Origin of the sequence: Algoriphagus resistens, from assembly GCF_001442615.1 — a bacterium.
GTDB classification, from domain to species: Bacteria; Bacteroidota; Bacteroidia; order Cytophagales; family Cyclobacteriaceae; genus Algoriphagus; species Algoriphagus resistens.
In genome coordinates this window covers 44,605-65,691 of sequence record NZ_LMXN01000003.1, presented here as the reverse complement: position 1 = coordinate 65,691, position 21,087 = coordinate 44,605, and the positions used below count along the sequence as shown (strand labels likewise).

20 protein-coding genes are annotated in these 21,087 nt (G+C 41.9%); 13 read left to right on the top strand and 7 right to left on the bottom strand.

Annotated features, from left to right (window positions below; translation table 11 throughout):
• Nucleotides 1-42: 42 nt before the first annotated feature.
• Entirely contained in the window at nt 43-756 is a 714-nt protein-coding gene (gene pgl / locus AS141_RS06525) for a 6-phosphogluconolactonase (protein ID WP_057936843.1), read from the bottom strand.
• A gap of 129 nt (nt 757-885) precedes the next feature.
• Complete coding sequence (gene zwf / locus AS141_RS06520; RefSeq protein WP_057936842.1) at nt 886-2,412, bottom strand: glucose-6-phosphate dehydrogenase; 1,527 nt, start codon at nt 2,410-2,412, stop codon at nt 886-888.
• Between the two features lie 195 nt (nt 2,413-2,607).
• Here zwf and gndA point away from each other — a divergent pair, with 195 nt between their 5' ends.
• Complete coding sequence (gene gndA, locus AS141_RS06515; protein ID WP_057936841.1) at nt 2,608-4,020, top strand: NADP-dependent phosphogluconate dehydrogenase; 1,413 nt, start codon at nt 2,608-2,610, stop codon at nt 4,018-4,020.
• A 339-nt stretch (nt 4,021-4,359) separates the two neighbouring features.
• On the opposite strand, the gene AS141_RS06510 is transcribed toward gndA, so the two are convergent.
• A complete protein-coding gene (locus AS141_RS06510) occupies nt 4,360-4,950 on the bottom strand; it encodes a carboxymuconolactone decarboxylase family protein (protein ID WP_057936840.1) in 591 nt (196 codons plus the stop codon).
• A gap of 75 nt (nt 4,951-5,025) precedes the next feature.
• Nucleotides 5,026-5,583, bottom strand: coding sequence for a peroxiredoxin (locus AS141_RS06505; protein WP_057936839.1), 558 nt, complete (start codon nt 5,581-5,583; stop codon nt 5,026-5,028).
• A 101-nt stretch (nt 5,584-5,684) separates the two neighbouring features.
• Between AS141_RS06505 and AS141_RS06500 the strand changes: the two genes are divergently transcribed.
• Nucleotides 5,685-6,614, top strand: a complete 930-nt coding sequence (locus tag AS141_RS06500) for a hydrogen peroxide-inducible genes activator (protein WP_057936838.1) — start codon at nt 5,685-5,687, stop codon at nt 6,612-6,614.
• A gap of 5 nt (nt 6,615-6,619) precedes the next feature.
• Here the strand turns inward: AS141_RS06500 and AS141_RS06495 are convergent, their stop codons facing one another.
• The 3 genes from AS141_RS06495 to AS141_RS06485 form a co-directional block, all read right to left on the bottom strand.
• Nucleotides 6,620-9,025 carry an ABC transporter permease gene (locus AS141_RS06495; protein WP_057936837.1) on the bottom strand — a complete coding sequence of 802 codons (2,406 nt, stop codon included), beginning with the start codon at nt 9,023-9,025 and terminating at the stop codon, nt 6,620-6,622.
• A 189-nt stretch (nt 9,026-9,214) separates the two neighbouring features.
• Nucleotides 9,215-9,718, bottom strand: coding sequence for a hypothetical protein (locus AS141_RS06490; RefSeq protein ID WP_057936836.1), 504 nt, complete (start codon nt 9,716-9,718; stop codon nt 9,215-9,217).
• A 456-nt stretch (nt 9,719-10,174) separates the two neighbouring features.
• Nucleotides 10,175-10,738, bottom strand: a complete 564-nt coding sequence (locus AS141_RS06485) for an LOG family protein (protein ID WP_057936835.1) — start codon at nt 10,736-10,738, stop codon at nt 10,175-10,177.
• Nucleotides 10,739-10,897: 159 nt separating this feature from the next.
• Between AS141_RS06485 and AS141_RS06480 the strand changes: the two genes are divergently transcribed.
• The 11 genes from AS141_RS06480 (at nt 10,898) to AS141_RS06430 (ending at nt 20,813) form a co-directional block, all read left to right on the top strand.
• Nucleotides 10,898-11,473 carry a non-canonical purine NTP diphosphatase gene (locus tag AS141_RS06480; protein WP_057936834.1) on the top strand — a complete coding sequence of 192 codons (576 nt, stop codon included), beginning with the start codon at nt 10,898-10,900 and terminating at the stop codon, nt 11,471-11,473.
• Nucleotides 11,474-11,510: 37 nt separating this feature from the next.
• Nucleotides 11,511-12,128: a uridine kinase family protein gene (locus AS141_RS06475; RefSeq protein WP_057936833.1), complete on the top strand. Its 618-nt coding sequence runs from the start codon at nt 11,511-11,513 to the stop codon at nt 12,126-12,128.
• A 124-nt stretch (nt 12,129-12,252) separates the two neighbouring features.
• Entirely contained in the window at nt 12,253-12,609 is a 357-nt protein-coding gene (locus AS141_RS06470) for a hypothetical protein (protein WP_057936832.1), read from the top strand.
• Nucleotides 12,610-12,701: 92 nt separating this feature from the next.
• Nucleotides 12,702-15,674, top strand: coding sequence for a protein translocase subunit SecDF (gene secDF / locus AS141_RS06465; RefSeq protein ID WP_057936831.1), 2,973 nt, complete (start codon nt 12,702-12,704; stop codon nt 15,672-15,674).
• Nucleotides 15,675-15,813: 139 nt separating this feature from the next.
• Nucleotides 15,814-16,218 (top strand): hypothetical protein, encoded by a 405-nt coding sequence (locus AS141_RS06460; protein WP_057936830.1) that lies wholly within the window; start codon nt 15,814-15,816, stop codon nt 16,216-16,218.
• A 170-nt stretch (nt 16,219-16,388) separates the two neighbouring features.
• Nucleotides 16,389-16,994 (top strand): histidine kinase, encoded by a 606-nt coding sequence (locus AS141_RS06455; RefSeq protein ID WP_232424837.1) that lies wholly within the window; start codon nt 16,389-16,391, stop codon nt 16,992-16,994.
• A gap of 3 nt (nt 16,995-16,997) precedes the next feature.
• Entirely contained in the window at nt 16,998-17,756 is a 759-nt protein-coding gene (locus AS141_RS06450) for a hypothetical protein (RefSeq protein WP_057936828.1), read from the top strand.
• Nucleotides 17,743-18,498: a sensor histidine kinase gene (locus AS141_RS06445; protein ID WP_057936827.1), complete on the top strand. Its 756-nt coding sequence runs from the start codon at nt 17,743-17,745 to the stop codon at nt 18,496-18,498. Before AS141_RS06450 ends, AS141_RS06445 begins: the two co-directional genes overlap by 14 nt.
• A 54-nt stretch (nt 18,499-18,552) precedes the next feature.
• Nucleotides 18,553-19,179 (top strand): response regulator transcription factor, encoded by a 627-nt coding sequence (locus AS141_RS06440; RefSeq protein ID WP_057936826.1) that lies wholly within the window; start codon nt 18,553-18,555, stop codon nt 19,177-19,179.
• 2 nt (nt 19,180-19,181) lie between these two features.
• Nucleotides 19,182-20,228: a Gfo/Idh/MocA family oxidoreductase gene (locus AS141_RS06435; protein WP_057936825.1), complete on the top strand. Its 1,047-nt coding sequence runs from the start codon at nt 19,182-19,184 to the stop codon at nt 20,226-20,228.
• Between the two features lie 147 nt (nt 20,229-20,375).
• Nucleotides 20,376-20,813, top strand: a complete 438-nt coding sequence (locus tag AS141_RS06430) for a hypothetical protein (RefSeq protein ID WP_057936824.1) — start codon at nt 20,376-20,378, stop codon at nt 20,811-20,813.
• The last annotated feature ends 274 nt before the right edge of the window (nt 20,814-21,087 follow it).

Sequence of the window (21,087 nt, the reverse complement as noted above, 5' to 3'; positions counted from 1 at the left end):
CCTGTAATCTAGAGACAGCAGGCATCAGTAAAGACATCAAAATTATGCGAGCTCTTTCGCTGCATCCTGGTCCAAAAACCAGACTAACTCTCCGTGGCTCGGCTGGACGAGGTTTGCTGGGTAAAGTGCAAAGTCTCGTTCTTTTTTGATGATCTCTCTTACTTTCTCAGCTTTGCCGGATCCAGTCACCAAAAAAACAACAGCCTTGGCATTATTTACAATTTTTCCAGTGATGGATACACGTTGCTGACCAGAATCCGGATGGGTAGCCACCACGCAATTTTCCTTAGCATCCCATAATTCTATGGAGTTTGGAAAAATAGAGACCGTGTGACCATCATCTCCCATGCCAAGCATGACCAAATCGAATTGGGGTATTTCATTTTCCTTTGGCAGTTCAGTATCCAACACTTGACTGTAGCGCTCCGCTTCTTGAGTGGGATTATTTTCTCCCAGAACCCTGAAAACATTGAATGAGGGGATCTCGATTTTTGAGAGCAGGTGATCGACAGTCATCTTATAATTGCTTTCAGAGTCAGTAGGAGGTACACATCGCTCATCTCCCCAGTAAAACTTGATTTTTGACCAATCGATTTCACTTCCAAAGTGAGCCGCAAGATAATCAAATACAATCTTCGGTGTACTTCCCCCGGAAAGCGCCACGTGGATGGTTTTATCACCAGAAGCCAATTCTCTGAAATATTCAGAAAACTCCTTGGCTACTTGCTCTTTGGTATCGGATATTTTTAGTGTCATTGGATTTGAAAATTTATGATTGCGACTTTACAGTCTGGACTAGTTAAGTTTTTTACCCTTTTAGTGAAAGGCTAAATTATAAACTGCGCTCTCCGTGAAATTCTCTGCGGACTTTACGGTTAAAAAGAATTACAGAATGCAAAAACCTGTTTCGTCTGTCAGGCGATTGCCCGGATTTCTCCAGCCAAAATGGCCATCAAACATGTCATCAGAATTTCTTGGCCCCCAAGTTCCAGCCGCATAGCCGTAGGTAGGGACATCTTCATTTTCCCAATATTTTAGAATTGGATCCACAAATTTCCATGCAGCCTCTACTTCGTCAGCCCTTGCGTAGAGTGTGGTATCGCCTTGCATAGCATCCAAAAGTAATCTCTCGTAGGCGTCCATTATCTCTGCAGAGTCTAAGTCAGAATAGTAGAAATCCAGATTTGCCTGCTCCACCTGGAAGCCTAATCCTGGCACTTTCACGCCAAATTTCATCAAAATTCCCTCATCCGGTTGAATGCGGATGATAAGCTTGTTGTCCTTCTTATACACGTCCTGGCTTTTGAAGACTTCGTGGGCGGGAGACTTGAAGTGGATCACCACTTCGGTCACTTTGGTGGGCATATATTTGGCCGTGCGCACGTAGAACGGCACATCTTTCCATCTCCAGTTGTCCACAAAAAACTTTACCGCAGCAAAGGTTTCTGTCTTGGAATCAGGATCCACCCCTTCTTCCTCACGATATCCCTTTACTTTTTTGCCATTGATTGTGGAGGCTACATATTGACCTTTCATGGTATGTGTGGCCAGTTCCTCATTATTCTTCATTATCCGAAGGGATTTCAGTGCCTTCACTTTTTCATCCCTGATTTCTTCCGCGCTGGAGTTGATCGGGGGTTCCATTACGATCAAAGATACTACCTGGAGTAAATGGCTTTGGAACATGTCCCGCAGTGCACCGGATTTGTCATAATAACCGCCACGCTTTTCCACGCCTACTGTCTCAGCATTGGTGATTTCCACATGGTGGATGTATCGGCGGTTCCAGGTGGGTTCGAAAATGGAATTTGAAAAACGCGTTACAAGTAGGTTCTGGACGGTTTCTTTACCCAAATAATGATCAATTCTATAGACTTGCTGTTCATTGAAATACTTGTGCAAACCTTCGTTCAGCTCTTTTGCAGACTCCAGACTATAGCCAAACGGTTTTTCTACAATGATGCGTTTCCAGCCAAGAACCTCTTGTGTAAGGTTCACCTCACTAAGATTTTTAGCGATTACTTCATATAAACTTGGCGGGGTGGACAGGTAGAAAATATAATTATCATCACACCCTTTTTCTATGTTCAGCTGATGAATTCTCTTTGCTAAGCCATCATATTTGCTGTCGTAATTGTCTCCTAAATCCTCATAAAACATCTTGTCAGCAAAAGCAGTGATAAAGTCTATTTCTTCTTTACTGATTCTGTCCTTTAAAAACTCACTTTCCTGGATTATTTTAAGCCGAAATTCCTCATCGCTCATGGCACTTCGGCTGGCTCCCAGAACCACAAAATTTTCGGGAAGATGCTTTCCTTTATACAAATTATAGATTGCCGGAACCAGTTTACGTGCGGTCAAATCTCCTGACGCACCAAAAATTATTAGCATCTGGTTTTGTGTTTTTTTCATCGGTTTGGGCGTATTTTTATGTTTTTTGTATCAAAACCCTGTTTTGAGGGATCACAAATTTATCAATCTTACTAGAAAGCCAACCTGCAATCCATTAATTTTGAACGCAAGAGATGCAAAAATAACCCATATTTATTTCTAACCTTGCAAGCGAGAAGAGGGAGAAGGAAATTTGAAAAACAACAATAAGAAACGATGGAGTACACGAATTATGATTTTGGATTAGTTGGCCTTGGTGTGATGGGGCGCAATTTTATTTTGAACGTTGCTGACAATAATTTTAAGGCTTTTGGCTACGATCTGGATCCTGAGAAAGTCGATGCGCTGAAAGAAGAAGGCGGGGATCTAAAGAAGGTGAGTGCATCTACGGATATTGGGGTTTTTGTAAAAGCGTTGACTTCTCCTCGGAAAATCATGCTTCTTGTACCCGCAGGGAAAATAGTGGATCAGGCAATTGAGAGTCTTTTGCCACTTTTAGATAAAGGGGATATTATCATAGATGGAGGAAATTCGTTTTTCACGGATACAGATAGAAGAGAGGCTTATCTGAAAGAAAAAGGTATCCACTTCTTTGGTTCTGGTGTATCAGGAGGTGCTGAAGGCGCAAGAAAAGGCCCCAGCATCATGCCTGGAGGAGACAAAGAAGCTTATGAATATGTAAAGCCGATTTTTGAGGCAGTTTCTGCAAAGTATAAAGGTGAGCCATGTGTTGCTTATTTGGGGCCAAAATCGGCCGGAAACTATGTAAAGATGGTGCACAACGGCATCGAATACGCGATGATGCAGCTGACTTCAGAGATTTATGATTTGCTTAAGAAATCCTGTGATCTTACCAATGAAGAACTTCATCAGGTTTATGATTCTTGGAATAAAGGACGGCTACAGTCTTTCTTAGTAGAGATTACTGCTGAAATTTTCACCCAAAAAGACGAGTTGACTTCAGCGGAACTGGTGGATATGATATTGGACAAAGCCAAGCAAAAAGGAACCGGAAAATGGACATCCCAGAACGCGATGGATTTGGGAATTCCTGTTCCTACCATAGATATGGCGGTAAGTATGCGGGAAATTTCTGCGCTGAAAGATGAGCGGGTTCAGGCCGACAGATTATACGCTAGACCGGAAGTAGCTACTATAGCAAAAGAGGAGTTGATCGCTCAGGCGGAGCAGGCCTTGTATTTCTCTTTCATCATCGCTTATGCGCAGGGGCTGCATCAGCTGATGTACGCTTCCAAAGAGTATGGTTACGAGTTGGACATGTCCACTATCGCCAAAATCTGGAGAGCAGGCTGTATCATTCGTGCAGGGCTCCTAGCAGATATCGCAGAAGCTTATTCTACCGATAATTCCATTCCTAATTTGTTACTTTCCTCTTCCTTTGTACCAAAAGTCCAGGGAACCTTATATGCAGTTCGTGAGGTAGTGGCTTTTGCGGCAAAAAGTGGTATTCCCGTCCCAGGCCTGTCCAGCGCTTTGAGTTACTTTGACGCGTATACTTCCAGTAAACTCCCACTAAATCTTATCCAGGCTCAGCGGGACCACTTTGGCTCCCATACCTATGAGCGAACTGATCGCGAGGGGATTTTCCATACCAAATGGGGAAAGTAATATTTTTCTGGGATCAGTCTCTGTTTTCAGAGATGTAGTAATACAAAAGCTCCTAAGGAAACTTGACAAGCTTTTGTATTAAGGAGTTATGAGTCCTGGAAGATAAAATTAATCAATTGCGTTTTCCGCGAAATCCTCGATGAACTCAGCGGTTAAAATAAAACCTCCCGATCACTCAGGAGGTTTTTGCGTTTATATACCGGACTACAATAATTTAGGCAATTTTACTTTTCCTGGATAAAGGCTACCTAGGATTTGACCAATTACTACCTCTTTAGGCTTCTTAGGCCTTCGAAGTAAATAAATAGCCATACCTGGCATCTTTTAGACGCCCAGATGCTAATAGATCACTTTTACCATGCTTGTGATTACAGAAGCCATACGGATGGATTCGAAGATTCTTTCTTCGCTGGTTCCCAATTCGATCAGATGATTCTCGTGCGAGGCCACACACATCTGGCAGCCATTCACGGCAGAAACTGCTGTGGAGATCAGCTCAAAAAATTCTTTTCCCAGCACAGGATTCATCATGATGTTCATACGAAGTCTTGCAGGGATTTGACCGTACTTTTCCTTTTCCACGAAGTGACGGAACCTATAGAGCACGTTATTGCTGCTGAGCAAGGAAGCACAGGCTACAGCCTCTCCGATTTCAGCTACAGTTGCTTCGTTTTCCTCAGCCAATTTTCTAAAAAATCGCTGAAGCGGGTTGTTTGCCGCATTTGCTGCCAGTGCCAGACCCATCAAAGCCACTTCCTTTTGAGAAAGCTTTTCTCCTTTCAGGATGGTCTTGAAATTAAGTTTTAAATCTTTCACATATCTGGAATCAGCATCACCCAGATTTCTCAAAGATTCATTGGTAAATTCTTCATTCAGCCCCACTACTTCGAAAAGCTCGGCGACTGACTGATTGATATTTAATACTTCCATGATGTTAGATTTAGGTTTGAAACGAGCAAAGGAGATCCTGAGATCTCCTTTGCTGTAATAGATTTGGGATCTGAATTAGTTCAGGTTTAGCGTAGCTTCTCCTTTTTCCCAGTTGCATGGGCAAAGCTCGTCTGTCTGAAGCGCGTCAAGCACTCTCAATACTTCTTCTACATTTCTACCTACCGAAAGATCGTAGGCAGATACCCAACGGACGATTCCTTGAGGATCGATGATGAAAGTAGCTCTGTAAGCAATTTTCTCGTTTGCTTCAAGGATACCAAGTTCTTCTGCAAGAGACTTAGATGTATCGGCTAGCATAGGGAATTTAAGGTCACGAAGATCTTCGTGGTTGTTTCTCCAGGCCAAGTGAACGAATTCAGAGTCAGTAGAAGCACCTACCAAAACTGCATCTCTGTCAGCAAATTCACCTGCATTCTTATTGAATTCAGCGATTTCTGTTGGACAAACAAAAGTAAAATCCTTTGGCCACCAGAACATCACCATCCATTTGCCATCAGCAGTATGGATATCGTTGCTGATCGTCTTGAACTCTTGTCCTTTTTCTCTGGATACAACTGCGGTTTTTTCGAAAGCCGGGAATTCAGCTCCCAGGCCAAGCATTCTGCTGTTCATACTATTTTAAGGTTTAGTTTTCAAATTTGTTAAACAAAGTTGTCTCACATTTTTTCATAAATCAAATTAATATTACTTATCTATACATAACTTTAAGTTATATGACAATAACACAATTGGATTATATCGTTGCCCTTGATAATTTCAGGCATTTTGTAACAGCTGCCGAAAGCTGCAATGTATCGCAGCCAAATCTGACTACACAGGTGAAAAAGTTGGAAGAAGAGATCGGTGTCAAAATTTTTGATCGTGATTCGAAGCCACTCCAGCCGACGGTAGCAGGGAATTTGGTGCTTATGAAAGCCAGAAAAATTCTTAAAGAAGTTTCAGAATTAAGGGAATTTGTGCTCACGGAGAAAGAATCTCTTCAGGGGGAATTTACGCTCGGGGTGATCCCCACAGTTTCACCCTACCTGCTGCCCTTGTTTCTTCCGGAATTTGTAAAGGCAAACCCTCAGACAAAACTGAAAATCCGGGAGATGCAAACCGTAGAGATAATCCAGGAATTGCAGCGTGGCACGCTGGATGTTGGCCTGCTTGCCACGCCATTGGAAGAAAAAACGATTCGGGAAATCCCGCTTTTCTACGAGCCTTTTCTCCTATATCTCCCCGAAGGGCACCCTTTTCTAAAAAGAAAGCATTTTATCCCAGCTATGCTGGATCCGAACCAGATTTTGGTGCTTGATGAAGGGCATTGTTTTCGAGACCAGATTCTTTCGATTTGCAACAGCAAAGCCTCTAAAAACAACTTTGGGTTTGAATTCCAAAGCGGTTCTATCGAATCTCTGATGAGATTGGTGGATAAAGGTGTTGGCTATACGCTGGTGCCAGAGATGTCAGTGTTGGAGAAAAAGAATGCAGATTTACTGAGAAGGTTTGATGCTCCGGAACCCGTACGGGAAATCAGTCTGGCGGTAGCCAAGAACTTCACCAAAAACGTGCTTATCCAAGCGCTCCGAAAATCAATCTTGCTTTCTATACCTGACCGCTTCCAGAAAGAAGATCAGTATAGGATGGTTAATTGGAAATGAATGCATTACTCTGACCTCAGGGAATCAACAGGATTTGCCATTGCTGCGCTGACTGACCTGAACCCCACAGTAAGAAATGCTATCAGGAATGTACCCAATAATCCACTGAGAAATAACAAGGGTCCCAAGCTGATCTTGTAAGCAAATTCTTCCAAAACCATAGTCATCACAAAACCCGCCAAGGGAGCGGCCAGAGCAAATCCTATAAGAATGAGTTTGATAAACTCTTTGGTAAAAAGCCAAACAATACTTGGTACAGAAGCTCCCATTACTTTGCGCACTCCAATTTCTTTGGTTTTATTATTTGCCATAAAAGTTACAAGTCCAAAGAGCCCAAGGCATCCGATAAATATGGCCATTCCAGAGAAGAAGGCTAAAACAATTGAGGATTTGCGCTCCCCTCTATAAAGGTTTTCCACGTCGTCATCAAAGAAACTATATTCGAAAATGTACTCTGGATATGCTTCCTCCCACAGGTCCTGAATAGTTTGTATGTCCTGATGAATGTCTGCATTGGCAAGTTTCAAAGATAGATTTTTGAATCCATTGAGATTATTAATCATCATCAGCGGTTTTATAGCATCACTTGGAGAGGTGGAGTTAAAATCCTTCACAACTCCTATTATAGGCAGTTTATTTCCCCAGAGTTCAATTTCATTCCCCACCAGCGCATTATACTCCGTAAATCCAGAGGCCCTGGCCAAAGCTTCGTTTACTACGTACCCAGACATCGTATCAAGATCAGACAGGCCAGTGCCTGCCAGCAATTCTATTCCAAATAGTTCCAGGTAATCACCATCCACTTCTTTAACCTGTGTGTTGATCGGTTCATCACTTCCTGCTAGGGTGAAACTGGTTCCCAAAACACTATTCGCTGCCGGTGGAGTATTATTTAGACTTACTTGTTCCACGCCTGGGATCCGAAGTATTTCAGATTTTAACGTACGCATAGTACTTTGACTTTGTATGGAGTCATTGTTTTCCTGTACTGGAATAGGTATATTGACAATAGCATCTTTGACAAATCCCATGTCTCTTCGCTGCATGTATTGGAACTGATTGTATATTACCAGTGTCGCAATGATGAAAAACTGTGAGATGAAAAATTGAGCTACTATTAAGCTTCTTCTTAGGGTAAAACCTGAATTTAATTGCTTGGAAGGGCCTGATATAATATGGCCAGTTCGACCTCCGGAGATAACCCAAGCCGGGTACAAGCCTGACAGCACGGTGACTGCTATTACCAGCACTACCAAATAAATCCAAAGGAATATGTTTGAACCGAAATCTAGGGAAAGGTTGAGATCTAAATAATTGTTTACTAAGGGGAGCAGTGCTTTTCCCACAAAAACTGATGTCACACATGCCATCAGAGTTACCAGAAAAGTCTCCCCCAGAAGTTGTGCAATTAATTGGAATCTAGAACTTCCCAAGACTTTTCGAATTCCGATTTCCTTGTTGCGCTTCACTGCAGAAGCTGTGGTCAGGTTGATGAAATTGATGCTGCACGTAAGCAATAAGAAGGTTCCAATCACAGAAAAGGCTACCTGAGCCATAAATGGCATCTTTGTATTATAATTGCCAAACCGCATGTCAGAATGAAGATCTGCAAGTGGCTGAATCACGAAGCTTTTGCCTTCTTTGTTCTCATCGCCGTTTCCATAGTGTTTTGCCACAAATGTTGGAAGTGCTGATTTTACTGCGGAGATATCGCTTTCTTCCTTGAGTAGGAAATAGCAGTTATCCGAATCCGATAGGCTTCCCCATCCCCTTTCCTCCATTTCATCCTGGATCGTAGCATAAGAAAGCATCAAGTCGAAAGGTAGATCGGTAGTAATCGGATAATTTTCGACCAATCCCTCTATCTCGTAAGTCACATTGTCATATTGAATTTCTTTGCCCAGTACATCTTTCGACTTAAAAAATTTTTCTGCCCAAGCTTCAGAGATCAATGCTGTATTGGGTTCAGTAAGGACTTTTTTGTCATCTCCGCTTAGCAGCTTTCTGTCAAAAATTTTGAAGAAAGAATTTTGGGTGAAAGCCACCCCTTTGGCTTCCTTCTGCCTGTTTACAGTCCCATCTGGCTTTGTGATGCCGATCAGATTATTCCTGTGATAGGAGGTAAAGACAACTTCTTCAATTTCCTGAAAATCCGATTTGAGAGATGCCGGTAGTACTGGGGGCACGGCCTGAGTGAATGATTCTCCTCCATTTGCTTTGGATGTGGAAACCATCCGAAAAATTCTATCCTTGTTTTCATGGTGTTTATCAAATTGGTTTCCCTGGTGGACCATCAGGAATAGAATTAGACTACCGGTGATGCCAAGTGTAAGTCCTGCGATATTTAAGATAGAATTAGTGCTTTCTCGGAAAAGATTTCTGAAAGCAGTAATGAGGTAATTGCGTAACATAGGCTGTCCAGCTTTTATTTCTTGAACAACTGCAAAGTGAACGCCAAGTAAAAAAATTGTTTGAAGGACTGAAATGAAGGATAGTTGAATTTAGCTTGTTCGAAAGCGGAGCCCATCGTCCTCTAACGGACAAAATTATTTAGGGAAAAGCAGGTTTGTTGTAAAAAGAGTGAATTAAGAAATTGAACCTTACCCGACCTTCATTCGGAGCTCACCTTGACGCTTCACCACTTTGCATTCGAAGTGCTGGTTGATGAAGGCTTTGCAGTGGTTTTCTGCCCATTCGGCGCGAGACTCAGTGTCAAAAAGCAATGTCATTCTCAGCATCGTTTTCACGTATTGTCCATGAATGCCTAATTCACGCACATATGAAATAAAAGCGACGGACCAATCGTCTTGGAATTTTTCCAAATGCGTGCGTCCATCAAAAAGCATTTCCAGCTGATTATCACCATGTTTGTAGCGATAAATGCCGCAAAGTTGCCGATAGATCATCCTTACACGCTCACGGGGAAACTCAAACGTATCAAGAATCTGGGCGTAAGTGGTATCCATTAGCTGAAGCGGATTATACAGGGAAGTGTAAGAGCGCTTCAGTTCAAAAATCATCCGATCAATCAACTCCTCTTCAAGCACAGATTGCGCTTGGCGCAAAATGTAATTTTTGTCGAGTGGGAAGAGTTTCTGGATCATAACTGTGCAAAAATAAGAAATTATCTTTTTAGGATGATTTTAAATTATGGATTTAATATCCGCGGTGTTCAGGAGGGTATCGCAGGAGAACGCAGATGTCCTGCTTCCCCGGAAGTTGGATTTACTTTCCATCATTATGCTACCTTCCTACAGCATGCTAGTTTGTTGCCCTAGATTTCCCACTAAGGGAAACTACTCAGCCTGCCAACTGATCAACTGATATCCAGCATCTGGCACCCTGCATACAAGAAAAATCACAGGGGTGTAGGAAGAGCCAAGAATCAGGTAAAAAGGCAATAATGTGGTGATAAGTGAAAAGTAACCAGTGTCCGTTCTCAATCATCAATGCTGTGCCTTTTGCTGCTGACTTTAACCACTAACAGCCTACTATTCACCGCTATATTCAGCTTTTATCAAATCGGACACCCTACTTCCGGTACCGAGCCATCCCATATTTCACCAATCTGCCGGTCTCCTTGCCTCATAGGCTTCAATTTGATCCAGCAAATCCGAGGGATCATCGGAAACAATCAATAGCTCCTCCTGTTCTGGATACATAAATCCCTCTTCCATGGCGTGATTCAAAAAAGCAAGCAGTTTATCAAAGTAGCCATTCGCATTATAAAGCGCCAGCGGTTTTTGGATATAATGAAGTTGATTTAGCGTCATGATCTCAAAAAGCTCTTCCAATGTCCCGATTCCGCCAGGCATCGCAATAAATGCATCTCCACGTTCAGCCATCAGCCACTTCCGATCACGCATAGTCTCGACAATAATTAGTTCTGTACAACCGCGGTGGGCTACTTCCCGATCTACCAGTTTCTGGGGAATTATCCCTAATACTTCCTTGCCCGCTCTTAACATTTCATCTGCAATCACTCCCATCAAACCCACTCTTCCTGCCCCGTAGATCAAAGAATGATCGCGTTTGATCATCTCTTGTGTCAATGCTTTCGCGGCTGTTTCATAGACGGTACTGTCTCCCTTTCGGGAACCACAATAAATAGTGATTTTCTTCATAGGACTGAATTCAAAGTGAAAACCGAAATTAAGGGATTCCGGTTTTAATGCACAGAGAAGCCTTAGGTTTTACAGAAGCTTACTTGGACAAGTGTGAAGAAGCCCGGAATTTTGGAAAAAGGAATAGCTCAGGTGAGCATTAAACCGTATTTTTGAAACATGAAAATCTGCTTTGCAACCAACAACCCAAATAAAATCATGGAAGTAAAGGCTGCTCTTGGGGAGCGGTTTGAAATTGTCTCCCTTCAGGATATTGGTTGCCTGGATGAGCTTCCGGAAACCGGTGATACGCTTGAGCATAATGCTTTTCAAAAAGCGAAGTATGTAAAAGAAAATTTTGGAGTGGATTGCTTTGCGGATGATACAGGTCTGGAAGTAGATGCGCTGGAGGGAGAGCCGGGTGTGTTTTCCGGAAGATATGCAGGAGAGCCCCGAAGTGATGAGCGAAATATTGATCTCTTGCTCAAAAACCTTGGAGACTCCTCTATCCGGACCGCCAGATTTAAAACCGTCATTGCGTTATTGTTAAGCGGTGAGGAATACAAATTTGAGGGCGTGGCAGAAGGGGAAATCCTTTATGAACGAACCGGAAGCGCTGGATTTGGCTACGATCCCATTTTTCTTCCAAAAGGCTACACGAGGTCTTTCGCGGAGCTAAATCTCATAGAAAAGAATGCAATCTCTCACAGGGGAAAAGCCGTCAGCGAGCTTGTTGCCTTTCTAAGCCATATATAATTCTGTGAAAAGCCGAAAATCACTATAACTTTGCCTCATGAAAAAACCATTCATCGTTGGCATTACTGGTGGTTCTGCTTCAGGAAAAACACTCTTTTTAGAGCGGTTGCTTAGTTCTTTCGAAGACGGTGAAGTTTGCCTGATTTCACAGGATAACTATTATAAACCCAGAGAATTGCAGCCAGTTGATGATCATGGGGTGTATAATTTTGACCGGCCTGAGAGTATAGATTTTGAAGAATACGCGGCTGATATCCGTAAAATCCAGGCAGGAGAGACCATTCAGCGTGAGGAATACACATTTAATAACGCTGCAAAAACACCGAAGATGCTGACCTTTGCTTCTGCGCCCGTAGTGGTGGTAGAAGGGATTTTTGTACTTTATTATCCAGAATTGGCTAATCTACTCGATTTGAAAGTTTTTATTGATGCCAAAGATCATATCAAGCTAAAACGGAGAATCATCAGAGACAAGGTAGAGCGTGGATATGATTTGGATGATGTGCTTTACCGCTATGAGCAGCATGTGATGCCTACTTACGAGAAATACATCAAGCCATTTATGAATGATGCAGATTTGATCGTACCGAACAATCAGAATTTCGATAAAGCACTGGAGGTCATCCGTACCTATTTGAGGGCGAGAACAGTATAATTTACCAAGGGTATATTTTGGTAACTGATTGATTTTTAATAATATATTTTGATTTTATTGTCAGCTATCAGAAATTTAAGGAAGAGAATCACTCATTTTAAATAATTGGCTATATTTGCGCCGCATGAAAGAAAGAAACAGAAATAGTAACTTATTCCAACAGCGCCTGACGGTGATGCTGGCATTGCTGCTATGTTTGTTTATTTCCAGTGTGGAGTATATTCCTGAGGCAGGGGGAGCAGATAAAGTCGAGAAGCATGACAAGACTCCTTCAGGTGATCAGGATCAGACTTTTTTGAATGTGGCAGTGGATGCGGTAGTTCCATTTTTGGTGCATGTATCACAAAATGCCCTTCACCTAATTTATGAATTAGTACATTTTGAGGAATCTGGTTTCATTACTGAATCCACTACGGTTTTTCAGCCAAATCAGCTCGTTGAAATACTTTTTGAGCGGATAATCTCCACCAAAGGACCCTGAGCCTGAGGTATTCCCTATTCTCCAAGTGCTTTTCTGATATGCAGTTAAGCTACAAATCTGTATTTACTATCAATTAATAATTTCAATTTCTCATGCAAAACAAAGGTGTCATTGTGTTTCTGACAGTGATTGTTACGGTGCTATGCCTGTACTATCTGTCATTCACATTTGTATCAAACAATATCCAGCAGAAAGCCCAGGCATACGCCACCGACGAGTCCGGAAATGTGGATTTTTCAAAAAGACAAAGCTATCTTGATTCTATCTGGAGAGCTCCGGTGTATAATTTCCTTGGCGCTGATTACACTTTTCAGGAAGTAAAGGAAACTGAACTGGGATTGGGTCTTGATCTTCAAGGGGGTATGCACGTTACGTTGGCAGTTTCCCCTGTGGAAATTGTAAAAGGGCTTGCCGGTAACCCAAAAGATGCTGCATTCAATAAAGCTGTAGAGGAGGCTCGCGAGGAAGCGAAAACATCTACTACCAAGTATGTTGATCTATTCTATGCTGCTTACCAGAAAAATAATCCCGGCAAGAAGCTCAGTTCGATTTTCGCTACGGCAGCAAATAGAGGACGTATTTCCCTGGAGTCTTCAGATGCTGAAATCCTTGAGATCATCGACAACGAAGTTGAGAATGCCATTGAACGTTCATTCAATATTTTAAGAACGCGTATCGATAGATTTGGTACTTCTCAGCCAAACATCCAAAGAATTCAAGGTTCTGGCCGTATCCAGATCGAATTGCCGGGTGTGGACAATCAGGAAAGGGTAAGAAACCTGCTACAGGGCGTGGCCAAACTACAGTTCTGGGAAGTGGCAGAAACAAATGAAATCGGTGCTGCTTTAGAGGCTGTGAACAGCGCTTGGGTAGCTGCCAATCGATCAGCAGAGCCTGCTACTGCTGACACACTTGCTACAGAGGATCTTTCTGAAGAGGATTCATTGAAGAACGCGTTGGAAAAGCAATTGGCAGAGATAGACCCTTCCAATTCAGGCAATACTGGAGTTTCACCCTTATTCAGCTTGCTTAAGCCAAATTATGGCTTGGCCTATGAGCTTCGCGATACCATGGCGATCAATCGTATCCTGAAGAATGAGGATTACAAATCCCTGTTGCCTAGAGATATAAAATTGCTTTGGGGCGTGAAGCCGTTCAAAGCAGAAGATGGCACTGAAACGTTGGAGCTTTATGCAATTAAAACTGAAAGAGGAACAGACGAAGCACCCTTGGAAGGTGATGTGGTGACAGATGCCCGTCAGGCATTGGACCAATCTTCAAGACCTGCTGTGTCCATGCAAATGAACGCGGAAGGAGCTAGAAAGTGGAGGAAACTAACTGCTGAAAATATCGGCAGAAGAATCGCTGTAGTATTGGATGACTATGTGTATACAGCACCGGTGGTAAACGGTGAAATCCCATCTGGTCAGTCTGAAATCTCGGGTAACTTCACTCTTCAGGAGGCACAGGATTTGGCAAATATCCTCAAATCAGGTTCTCTTCCTGCGCCTACACAAATCGTGGAAGAAAGCATCATTGGCCCAACTTTGGGTAAAGAAGCGTTGAACCAAGGATTGATATCCATGGTAGCAGGTCTTGCGATTGTTGTACTTTTCATGGTCGCTTACTATTCCAAAGGTGGCTTGGTAGCCATAGCTGCTTTAGTATTCAATATCTTCTTTATCCTTGGAATTTTAGCTCAGCTTGGTACGGCCTTGACCCTGCCAGGTATTGCAGGTATAGTATTGACGATAGGTATGTCCATCGATGCGAATGTTCTGATTTTTGAGCGTATTAAGGAAGAACTTCGGAGCGGAGTCGGTCTGTTGGCTGCAATCAATGCAGGTTATAATAAAGCATTCTCCGCAATTCTCGATTCAAACGTGACAACTTTCCTTACTGGGGCTATCTTGTTTGCTTTGGGACAAGGGCCTGTAAAAGGCTTTGCAATTGTATTGATGATCGGTATCGCGTCTTCTTTCTTCTCTGCTGTATTTATTACCCGGGTGATTGTGTCTTGGATGAGCAAAAAAGGAGATAAAAGCTCCATCAGCTTTGCTACTCCTTTTGCCAAAAATGCATTGAGTGCCTTGAATTTTGATTTTCTGGGCAAAAGAAAAGTGGCTTACCTGATCTCTTCCGCAATTATAGTAATTGGTCTGGGCATCGCTGCTGTCAATGGATTGAAATTCGGTGTTGACTTCACAGGTGGTCGTTCTTATGTGGTAGCTTTCGATGAGCCTATGGCTGCATCAGATTTGAAGTCCGGTCTGGATAGAGAGTTTGACGGATCTGTGGAAGTAAAAACTTACGGTTCTAACAATACATTGAAAGTGACTACTTCCTATTTGGTAAATGAAGATGATGCTGAATCCAATCTTGAAGTAGAAAGCAAAGTAAAAGAAGGAATTGCCGCAGTTACCGGATTGGCATTTACCGAAGATGCAGAATCATTGACATCCGGACAATTCGCGATTACAGGTTCTTCCAAAGTGGGAGCAACTGTGGCAGATGACATTAAAGCATCTTCAGTTGAGGCAATGATAGTGGCATTGATCGCCATCTTCTTATATATCTTGCTGAGATTCCGTAAGTGGCAATTCTCTTTGGCGTCTATTATTGCCTTGATTCACGATACCTTGTTTGTGATTGCAGCTTTTGCTATTGCAAGTGCATTTGGAGCTACATTTGAAATTGACCAGGTATTTATAGCTGCGGTGCTGACTGTGATCGGTTACTCTATTAACGATACTGTGATCGTATTTGACCGTATCCGTGAGAATATCGAAAGCAGGGGGACTAATAAACTGGTGAAAGTCTTCAATGACTCCATCAATCAGACACTGGGACGTACCCTGATTACTTCATTTACCACTTTGATTGTGGTGATTGTACTGCTGGTATTCGGTGGCGAGGTCTTGAGAGGATTCTCCTTTGCATTATTCATTGGAATTCTGGTAGGTACTTATTCTTCCATCTACATCGCTACTCCGATTGTAGTGGATTTGATGAAGCGGGAGATCGACCAGGAAAATGCTGCTAAGGAGGCCAAAAAACTTGCATAACAAGCATTTTGATAAATTTTAAAAGGAGCGGGATACGATCTCGCTCCTTTTTTATTGCCTTCTAGCAGAGAAAATCCGTATCTTTTGGGATGAAATTTATGCTTTATTCTATTTCTTAATCTTATCAGCAACCCAATACATGAAAATTGACAAAAAAGACTTCGAAGCAATGAAAGGTAAGTATGATACCGAAGTCAAAAAAGGCAAACCGGCAACAGGAACTAGAAAGAAAGACAAAAATAATCAAACCGACTGGATATTCTTAGATAGAGAAACACTAGAGGGGCTATTGGCTAAAGCTGATAAAGACCCAAAGGTGGGGGGAATACAGTTTTACTTCACCGAATACACCGAGGAAACTGCTGAAAAAACCCATCCAAAAGAGGGAGCGGCCTATTGCGGGCAGTTAACTTTAGTGATGCGGGCAGCTAACCTAAAAGGGAAAATGCCTTTTTCAGTCGAGCGGGGTGGCATGGGAGATGAATATGAAAATGGAGGAGTCACATGTCCTTTTCACTGTGAAGATGAGCCTACCGGTTCATAAGAATGGGAAGTAGGTTTGTTCAGGTGTTCTTAAAGGAGTATATGATAATAATAGACATACTCGCATTATTAGGTATATTCTTCTTTTTCCGACTTTCAAAGGAGCAAAGAGTTCAATTGTACTTTTGGCTTCCCTTTTTGATCTTAATGTTTACGGTGTTCTATTCAAACATGGGAGCCTATACCCTGTATGATCACGAGTTTAACAGGTCGGTTAACGCCTACCTTGGGAATACGGAATTTCCTAGATATAATCTATGGCTATTTAATGTTACCAACAAGCAAGTATTGACCATACTCTATCTTTTCCTAATAAAATCCTGGCTTGAACCCTCGAAAAAGAAATATATAAACTGGATGCTGACAGGGTTTGTGGTAAGCAGTCAGGTCATACAATTTTCCGGACTTGAGCCTATTTATTGGTTTCAGCCCTTAATATTCACCATAGGGGCTAATATGATTCTGGTGGGTAGTGGTCTCTATTTTGTCGGGTTGATGACAAACGATAGATACCTCAATTCGAATCCCCTGAGACTAACCTCCTTTTGGCAAATGACGTTTATTCTTTTTACCTACTCTTTAACCTACATCAATGACGTCACTAAGCTTTACTTGGTAACTTACAATTATGAGCTTGGCAAATCACTTTCTTATACAGAAATAGTAATGGATGTTTTTAATTTAGCAATACTAATGCTCACTATTGCCTCGCCACTATTGCCGGGAATATTTGAAAAAGAACCATCCTATGAACTTCAGGGACGAAAGAGCGCTTAATTGATGGACAGTAAATTGATACAGGCTTATTCGCACTGGTTCACCATTATTTCTAATCTACTTTTAATTATCGGAATATTTAGTTTTATCAGGTTATCAAAGGAAAGAAGAACGGATATTCACTATTGTCTCCCTTTTTTGATAGTGGTGTTTACTGTCTTTTATGAGAATCTAGGAGCATACACCAATTATAATTTTGAATTCAAAAAAACAGTAAATGCCTATTTGGGGAATACGGAATATCCCAAGTTTAACCTTTGGCTCTTTAATCTTACAAAGAGACAAATAGGTGTAATCCTCTATTTAGTACTGATCAAATCCTGGCTTGAGCCTTCTGAAAGGAAATACATGACCTGGATGATTTACATTTTCATAGCTGTGACAGGTGTAATTCAATTATCAGGTATTGAGCCTCTTTATTTGAATCAGCCTATTATCTTTACTATTGGGGCTAATATGATTTTGATCGGAAGTGGGTTGTACTTCATTGGGTTGATCACTGTTGAACAATATTTGATACGCAACCCATTGAGGTTACTATCATTTTGGCAAATGACTTTTATTATGTTCGCTTTCACTTTGTCATATATCAGTTCAGTGGCCTTATTGTATCTTTATCAGGTAAACCCTGTTTTAGGTAATACTTTACAAGAATTAGGTATGGCGGTACAACTCTTCAATTTAGGAGTTTTTACCCTTACGATAGCATCTCCTCTTTTGCCAACAATATTTGAAAAAGAACCATCCTATGAGTTTTCTTGAAAGCCAAGTTTACATAATTATCTTCTCTACCTTGTTCCTGGGAGGGATTATGTCAACTTTTGTAATAGCTATGGTATTTATCCACAGACAGAGACAGGCTCAAAACCGGCAGAAGGTGGATCAGATCAAATCGGAGCATGAGAAGACCTTGCTGAATATAGAAAATGAAATCCAGCAAGATACCCTTACCCGGATTGGAAGGGAATTGCACGACAATATCGGGCAGCTGCTTTCTTTGGCCAAGCTTAATTTTGGCTCCATCAAGCCGGAGAAGCATGAGGAGGGGAAAATGATCCTAAACCAGACGATTCAGGAGGTTCGTAGCTTGTCCAAAATGCTTAACCTCGACTGGGTGGAGTCAATTAGCATCAATGAATTTATCGAGCAGCAGCTTGAACGGATCAAGGCTACGGGTTTTTGTGAAACCATGTTGGAAGCAGACTTTGAACTTGTTGATTTGCCGAAGGAGCAAAAACTGGTGCTGATCCGGGTAATCCAGGAGTCTCTAAACAATTCAATCAAGCATGCGTTGCCGGATAAAATTCTGATAAGAATCTGTGAGAACGGAAAGGGAAAACAAATCCAGATACTGGATGATGGTAAAGGATTTGACCCTTCCCAACAGACCAACGGCAGCGGAATGCACAATCTCAAGAAGAGAATGAATACGATCGGTGGCGAGTTTGAACTGACTTCTGCTGTCGGAAAAGGAACAGAAATAACTTTAATCTTGCCAAATTAGATTTAAGGGTATAATTTGGAGCTTAATCTCCCCAAAATACTAATCTCCCTACTCATGATCAGGATTGCCCTGGCTGATGACCATAAATTATTTGCAAAAGGAATAGAAGGCCTCCTTGAGGAAGAGCACGACTTGATAGTCGTCGGTGTCTTCCCAAACGGCAGTGAGCTTTGTAATTATATAGCCGAAAATCAAGTGGATGTGGTTCTTACCGACCTGAATATGCCGATAATGGACGGCTTTGGGGTTTTAACCCATTGCAAAAATGAACATCCGGATCTGAAGGTTGTAGTTCTTTCCATGTATGATGAGGAGAAGATTTACAAAAAATGTATCAATCAGAAAGCCGATGCATTTATCCTCAAAGATGCCGACCCTGACGAATTGATTTTTACAATCCGTGAAGTTTTTGAAGGGCGCCATGTCCTGAATTTTGACCGGGTAAAAAAACAAGCTATCCAGGGAGCCTACTATGATGCTTTTAGGCTGAAATATAAACTTTCACGCAGGGAAACCGAAATCATCCAATTGATCAGAGATGGGATTCAAAATAAAAATATTGCGGAAAGACTAAACTTAAGCAGGCAAACTATAGAAACACATCGCAAGAATATCCATCAAAAACTTCGGGTCAGTTCGCGCATTGAGCTGGTAAATAAGGCACACGAAATGAATCTCTAATTATGGGGAATACTATTAAAACTGCCATTATTGGCTTTGGCTCAGTAGCTGAAAAAATGCATGCACCACTTATTGATGTTTGTCCTGACCTTGAGCTTGTAGCTTCTGTGGAGCGCCGTACCAATCGATGTGAAGAATTGTATGCTGGCGTGACTACGTATAGAAGTTTGCAAGAATTGCTGGCTGCAGACGCTGCTGACCTACTTGTGATTACTACTCCAAATGAATTTCATTTTCCTATGGCGATGCAGTGTCTGGAAGCAGGAAAGCATGTGGTGGTAGATAAGCCTGTTACAATATTTTCTCATGAGGCGGCAGAGCTAAATAAGCTAGCTGAAAAGAAGGGTTTGATTTGTTCTATTTTTCATAACCGCCGTTACGATGGGGATTTTATGACCTTGCAGAAATTAGTGCGTGAAGGGGACTTGGGAGATCTGGTTTATCTGGAATCTCATTTTGACCGTTTCCGTCCGGATGTTTCGGAGAACTGGCGGGAAATGGAAGTGCCTGGAAATGGAATCACATTTGATCTCGGGTCACATTTGATCGATCAGGTAGTATTGCTTTTTGGTTTACCAAATTGGATTCAGGCGGATATCCGTAAACAGCGGGGAGGAGCTATAGCAGATGATTATTTTGATATTATTCTGGATTACGGTTCGCTCAAAGCCAGAGTGACAGCGGGCGCCTTGGTGAATGCACCTACTCCAAAGTTTTTGTTATTGGGAAAAAAAGGGGCGTATCAGAAGTTTGGGCTGGATGTTCAAGAAGCAGCTTTCAAGGCGGGCAAAAAGCCTGAAGGATCATCGTGGGGTGTGGAAACTGAGGAGAAGTGGGGAGAAATTTTCCTCAATGAGGAAACAAAGCCCTATGAAACCATTCCCGGCAATTACAGAGTCCTGTATCAGAACGTCGCCGATGCGATCTTGAAAGGAACTACTCTGGACATCACCATAGCTCAGGCCATCAGCGTTTTGAAGATTATTGAAGCCTCTTTTATAAGTGCTGAAGAAGGTCGGAGAATTTCTAAAGAAGAGGGAGGTTGGTAATAATATAAGTTTGGCTCTTTCTTGGGATATAGTATTAGAAATATTTCTAATAACTATGGAATCGAGCATGCCGTAAGCGACACACACCGGGATGATTATTCATCGTGCGAGATTCCATGTGACCTATAAAAATCAAAATATAAACACATGAAAAAAGTTTTCTTATTAGCATTTACTCTAGTTGCTTTTATATCCATTTCTAAGGCGCAAGTATCAGTAGGGATCAATTTCCAGACTTCTGATACTTTTATTACCGTAGGCACGGATACTGATAAAGAATTTTTCGGAGAAGCCAGACTTGGTATCGGTCATGACTTGGGTCTGGAGCTGATGGGAGGCTATAATTTCGTAAGGAAAAGTGAGGTCAATGCTTATGTGGGAGCAGGATTGGGCCTACTGGGGGATCATCATCACAAGCATCATGACGACCATAATGATATTTATGTGGCTATCCCGGTGGGCGTACTGATCAAGCCTTTTAATACCAAAAATCTGGGTTTTTTGATAGAAGCCGCACCAGTAATAGCAAATCATTCCCATTCCTACCTCAGAGGGGGGATTGGAGTGAAATATACCTTTAAGTAAAACAATAGAACCACCAACAACCAAAAGGTCAGCCCAGCGACGGGTTGGCCTTTTAATGTTTTCAGGGATTTTTACATATTGTTTAAAAAGAAGGAGACGCCGAGATTGATGGCGGATGCATTCAGACCAAAATCGAAGGAATTTGAATTTGAGTCTGCAATTATATTATCTGAGTGCGTTAAAGTGACCAGGTTGGTTGAAAGTTCCGTAGCCGGCCAATTTTTAGAAAAGTAAGTAAGACCTGCAAGGAAGAAGCCTTGAAATACAGTATACT